The organism is Protofrankia sp. Cas8, assembly GCF_963555845.1.
Lineage (GTDB): Bacteria > Actinomycetota > Actinomycetes > Frankiales > Frankiaceae > Protofrankia.
Window position 1 is genome coordinate 27610 of record NZ_CAUVXI010000013.1, and the last position, 5034, is coordinate 32643.

The 5034-nt window shown below is 68.9% G+C and carries 7 protein-coding genes; 1 reads left to right on the plus strand and 6 read right to left on the minus strand.

All coding sequences use genetic code 11. From position 1 onward, the window contains the following. Window positions 1-120 precede the first annotated feature (120 nt). The 6 genes from U9977_RS04185 to U9977_RS04210 all read right to left on the minus strand — a co-directional run bounded on the left by U9977_RS04185 (window position 121) and on the right by U9977_RS04210 (window position 3855). Window positions 121-846, minus strand: coding sequence for an alkaline shock response membrane anchor protein AmaP (locus tag U9977_RS04185; protein ID WP_322747826.1), 726 nt, complete (start codon window positions 844-846; stop codon window positions 121-123). Continuing rightward, on the minus strand, window positions 843-1739 hold the full coding sequence (locus U9977_RS04190; RefSeq protein WP_322747827.1) for a DUF6286 domain-containing protein: 897 nt from the start codon (window positions 1737-1739) through the stop codon (window positions 843-845). Before U9977_RS04190 ends, U9977_RS04185 begins: the two co-directional genes overlap by 4 nt. Before the next feature lie 19 nt (window positions 1740-1758). Then, on the minus strand, window positions 1759-2133 hold the full coding sequence (locus U9977_RS04195) for an Asp23/Gls24 family envelope stress response protein (protein WP_322747828.1): 375 nt from the start codon (window positions 2131-2133) through the stop codon (window positions 1759-1761). A gap of 8 nt (window positions 2134-2141) precedes the next feature. Further along, entirely contained in the window at window positions 2142-2330 is a 189-nt protein-coding gene (locus U9977_RS04200) for a DUF2273 domain-containing protein (RefSeq protein ID WP_322747829.1), read from the minus strand. Between the two features lie 515 nt (window positions 2331-2845). Continuing rightward, a complete protein-coding gene (locus U9977_RS04205; protein ID WP_322747830.1) occupies window positions 2846-3352 on the minus strand; it encodes a hypothetical protein in 507 nt (168 codons plus the stop codon). A 20-nt stretch (window positions 3353-3372) separates the two neighbouring features. Continuing rightward, window positions 3373-3855 (minus strand): Asp23/Gls24 family envelope stress response protein, encoded by a 483-nt coding sequence (locus U9977_RS04210; RefSeq protein ID WP_322747831.1) that lies wholly within the window; start codon window positions 3853-3855, stop codon window positions 3373-3375. A 322-nt stretch (window positions 3856-4177) separates the two neighbouring features. Here U9977_RS04210 and U9977_RS04215 point away from each other — a divergent pair. After that, window positions 4178-5034, plus strand: an 857-nt coding sequence (locus U9977_RS04215) for a 4-(cytidine 5'-diphospho)-2-C-methyl-D-erythritol kinase (RefSeq protein ID WP_322747832.1), incomplete at its 3' end; no start/stop codon positions are given.

The following is a 5034-nucleotide window of genomic DNA, read 5'->3' on the forward strand; positions in this document are numbered from 1 at the left end:
GCTCCGGAACCGCCACCCGCCCCGGAACCGGACCCAGAACCCGAACCGCCACCCTTCTGATCGGGACACGGCTGCCGGACTCTGATCGAAAATTGCCGGCCGATCGGTAGGCAGGCCTGGTCAGTGCACGCGGACACCGTGGCCAGGGCTCGGAACGAGCTGGACTTCGGTGGCGAGGTCCGCGCGGGACAGGGCACCACGCGCGTGTGGCAGAACGACCTGTTCGATGTCGGCTCGAAGCCGGCTGACGTTTATGTCTGGTTCCATCGTCACAACTACTCGCAGTAGCGGATCTTTCTCCTTATGCAGAAGTCGCGCGCGAACCTGCTGGGCACCCGCTGCAGCTGCCAGCTCGCTTTCCACAGCGCTGGTGAAGGCCCGCGCGTTCACCCGAACACGTCCGAAGGTGTCGTCGACGACGTACAGGCCAGCCAGGTCCCCAGTGGACCGCTGTAGCCACAGCCAGGCGAGCGCCAGCACGACAACCAGGGCCGTGACCGCTCCCACGACCGGCCAGAACCAGCCATGGTCGGCGGCAAAGGCCCGGTTCGCAGCCGTGAGCGCCGGCCGGTCTGTGACGTCATCGCCGAACACACCCCGACCGGCGAGCAGGGCGACGATCCCACCGCCCAGGCACACAAGCCCCAACAGGACGAACACCACCCGGTTCACCCGATCGACTCTGGGAGTGAACGGGTGCTTGCGCGGTCGGGGCATCTTCGTGGACCCGGTCGGCTCTGCCGTGCTCACCATGTCGCTCACGTCGTTCGAACGGATCGGTGGACCGAGCTGCGGGATCGGGCTGTCCACGGTTCGCGCGTTGACGGTGTTCGCGGTTCCGTTCACGTGTGGTCCTCTTTCCGGTCGTCCGCCGACGCATCCGCCGGAGCAGTCGCCGGGGTGTCCTTCCGGGTGCGCTCCGGATCGGGTTTGGTCAGATCGAGGCCGACCGGATACGGCCTGGTCCGCTCACCTGCGGTCGAAGTACCAAAGATCTTCTCTGTGGTTGATTGCGTTGCCGGGGTTGATTGCGCTGCCGGGGCTGATTGCGCTGCCGGGGTTGATTGCGATGCTGGCGGTGCTGACGAGCTACCGGGGCCGGTGCGTGCGAGGGCCCGCGCCGCGTCCCCCGAGCTTGGCGCAGGCGAGCTTGGCGCAGGCGAGCTTGGCGCAGGCGAGGCTGGTTGCGGCACTACACCGCTGTCAGGGGATGCGGGACGCGACGCCTTGACTTTCAGTTTCACCTTCGGGGGCGACACCAGATCGAAGGAAGCCAGCCGTTCGTAGATCTCGTCACGTACCTGTTCCGGCGCGTCCGGGTTGACCCGGGGATGAAACTCGATCTTCACCCTGGCGGTGCGGCGCCGGAGCCGGACCTTTGCCCGGCTCACACCGTCCACATCCTCGGCCGCGCTGGCCAGGGCACGACCGACACCGCGACCAGCGGCGAACGTGGAGGTCCCGGCCAACGACGGTTGCACAGTGAACCACTCGAGCCGACCACGTCGCAGCCCCAGCACGAGCAGGAGGACGCCGACGACGCCAAGGATCACGCCGAGTACTGCCGGTCCCGTGTCGGACCAGCTGTTGCGCGCCATGGCGCCCGCCGCCGCCCGCCAGTCGACGATGGCATACTCGCTGTCGAAGGCCGCGTTGATCATCTCGACGATCGCGACGACCCCGGCCGCCGCGATGGCTGCGGCAAGCAGTGCCGCAACGATCCGGTTTGTCACGCGCACGATGGTGACCTCCCGTCAACTACCGAGCCCGGGTGTCCGGGTCGGTCCCGGACTCGAAAGCGGACACGTCAATGTCGATGTGGGTCACCCGTAGACCAGCCAGGTCGGCCACCTGTTGATTCACCCGGGTGCGTACTCCCTCGCATACCTCGACAATTCGGGCAGGATACCGTATCGACAGAGACATCGAGATCCGAGCGGTGCCCCGCCCGACGCGCGCTGACACCCGCGGCGGACGTTCGTCCGCGGCGGGCCGTCGGCGTCGGCCGGGAGGCCGGCGCCCCAGCCCGCCGACGGCGTTGACGTTCAGTGCGGCTTGGGCTGCGATTTTCTCGATGACGGCGTTCGTGACGACCAGGCGTCCCCGCGCTGTCGTTTCGGGCCGGCGCACCACGGTGGGCTTCATCGCATGTCGCGGCGTTCGCCGCCGCTGACGTACCGGTTGATATCGATGTCCCCGTCCAGGACCTTGCCGACGAACAGGCCGATGGCGCCGAAGACCAGAACGATCAGGAAGTCACCGAAGCCGCCGAAGGCGAGCGCGAGACCCGAGATCAACCCGGTGATGAGACCGATTGCGCTCGAACGCATCGGAGCCTCCTCGTTGTAGGCGCAAAGCGTGGTGAAGGCGGACTGTTGTCAGGCGGGCTGTTGTCAGGCGTGCTGTCGTCCGGCGCACAGTCGCGGTTGCAGGTGGCCGCGCCCGCGGCTGACGGGCGCGGCCGGTGCTCCGATGGGACGGTGCTAGCGGACCCGCGGGGGCCGTCGCGATGTCCGCCAGCATCGGTGCACCCGGTGCACCCGGTGCACCCGGTGCACCCGGTGTTGGCGTACCCAGTGGGCAACGATCGCCAGTCCGGCGCGCCGGTGGTAGGCGGTCACCCCACCACCCGCGGTTCGTGGTGACAGCTCGGGCCGCCGAAGCCCCAGGCCGGCCATGAACACATCGGGATCGCCGCCCCTGTCCGGGTGGTTTTCCCGGATGAACCGACGTACCTCGGCGCGCCGGGCGGCCGAACCCGCGTCACGGTCCGTCCGTGCTGGCTGGATCCGTGCTGGCTGGATCCGTGCTGGCTGGATCCGTGCCGGCTTAGCCGGTCTGTCGATCATTGCTTCCTGGTCCCTGTGCCTGTTCTGGTCGCTCCGGCCGTGCTTGTTCCGGCCGTGCTTGTTCCGGTCGTGGCCGACTTCGTCATGGACGCCTTCCCCCGGCCCGAGCGCCCGCCGGCCGTGCCACGGGTGCGGGCTCCGCCGGTACGGGATCCGCCGGTGCCACGTGGCGGGTGCCCGACGCTGACGGCGGATCTGTCCAGGGAGACTTCAAGATCGTCCCTGTCCAGGGAGACTTCAAGATCGTCGACGACGACGTCGATCCGCTTACAGTCCGGGGCTACCGCGGTGACCGCGGCCCGAATCTGGCCGGCGATTTCGGGGATTGTCGGTCCGAACCGGGCGATGACATGGACAGCGACACCACCCAGTACTTTGCGGACGCCGACGACGCGTCGGTCGGGCAGATAGGTGACCACGTTGCCGCTGACTCCCGGGGAGAGCGCGGCGACCACGGGGCAGCGGGCAACCGCGGCCGCGATGGCGGCCGGCTGCGTGGACACTGCCAATCGGACCATGATTTTTACTGCACCCGAGCCTGCTTATCGTCATCGTCTTCAGGGATGTAGACGTCGTCCACCGCGATGTTGACCTCGGTCACCTCCAGGCCGGTCATCCCCTCGACTGAGGTCACGACGTTGCCGCGGATCGCCTGGGCGAGATCGACTATCGACACGCCGTAGTCGACCACGACGTCGAGATCTATTGCCGCCTGCCGCTCGCCGACCTCGACGCCGACCCCCTGGGATACGTTGCGTCCGGACGAGCCCGGGATACGCTGGCGCAGCGAGCCGACCGCGCGGGTGCCGCCGGTGCCGAGATTGTGCACACCTTCGACCTCGCGGGTCGCCACGCCCGCGATCTTACGGACAACCGAGTCCGCGATAGCCGTCTTGCCCTGGCTTGTCACGAGCTCGGTGGCCGTCCGCCGGGACACGCCGGCCCCGTCGCGCTGGGGTGTCTCTCGTGTCACGGGAGAGGTCTTCTCGGTGGTCGTCGTGCTCATGACATGCCTCCACAATCATTGGAGTCGTGGGGACGGATCCCTCGGGTTTCCCGCGGTCCCCGGCCGCGTGGGCCCATGAACCGGAGGCCGTCGGCCGCCCAGATGTGGCAGCCGGTCGTGCTCGGCGCGGTCAACCGGCTGGTATGCATCGTCCTACCCGGTGGTGAGGGGGACACTCGCGTCCGGCCGGCCGGATAGGTTCGTTGGTGCCCGGTCGGAACACGCCCCACGAGTGAAGGAGCGTCCGCTGCCTCGGTCTCATCCGCACCCTTCCGGTGCCGCCGGCTCCGGCCGGTCGCCCGTGCCCGCCCAGGGCACCCGGGTGACTGTCCGGTCGCCGGCCAAGGTCAACCTGCATCTCGGGGTCGGCCCGCGCCGGGACGACGGTTATCACGCGGTAACCACGATCCTGCAGGCTGTTTCGCTCTATGACGACATCACGGTCACCGACGTCCCGGACGCCGCGACCGACCCCGACGCCATGGAGCCGGTCATCGCCGTGGAGGTCACCGGTGAGGGTGCCGCCGGTGCGCTGCCGGCCGCCGCTCCCGGCGACATCCCAGCGAACTCGGCCGCGGCGCGAATCTCGCTGGTCCCGACGGGATCGGACAATCTCGCCGTCAGGGCCGCGTATGTGCTCGCGGCCCGCGCCGGCGTGCGCGGCGCAGGGGCGCACCTGAGCATGGCCAAGGGCATTCCGGTCGCAGCCGGGATGGCCGGTGGCAGCGCCGACGCCGCCGGGGCGCTGGTCGCCTTCGACGCCCTGTGGGGCACTGACCTGGACCGGTCGGTTCTCGCGGAGCTCGCTGCCGGGCTCGGCAGCGACGTCCCGTTCCCGTTGACCGGGGGTACGGCGCTTGGAACCGGCCGGGGCGAGCAGCTCACGCCGGTCCTCGGACGTGGCGAGTACCACTGGGTCTTCGCGCTGGCTGACGGTGGCCTGTCCACCGCTTCGGTCTATGCCGAGTTCGACCGGTTGTCCGAAGGACGTCTGCGCACCGAACCCACCCCGCCTGACGCGGTCCTGGCGGCGTTGCGCACCGGGGATCCGGTCGAATTGGGTAATGCGTTGGTCAACGATCTGCAACCGGCTGCGTTGCGGTTGCGCCCGTCGCTGCGGCGGGTGCTGGAAACCGGAACCGAACTCGGGGCGGTCGGTGCCGTCGTCAGCGGGTCCGG

Bases quoted from the DNA above. Each gene is read 5' to 3' on its own strand.
- U9977_RS04210 (WP_322747831.1), bottom strand. From the start codon at position 3,855: ATGAGCACGACGACCACCGAGAAGACCTCTCCCGTGACACGAGAGACA.
- U9977_RS04200 (WP_322747829.1), bottom strand. From the start codon at position 2,330: ATGCGTTCGAGCGCAATCGGTCTCATCACCGGGTTGATCTCGGGTCTC.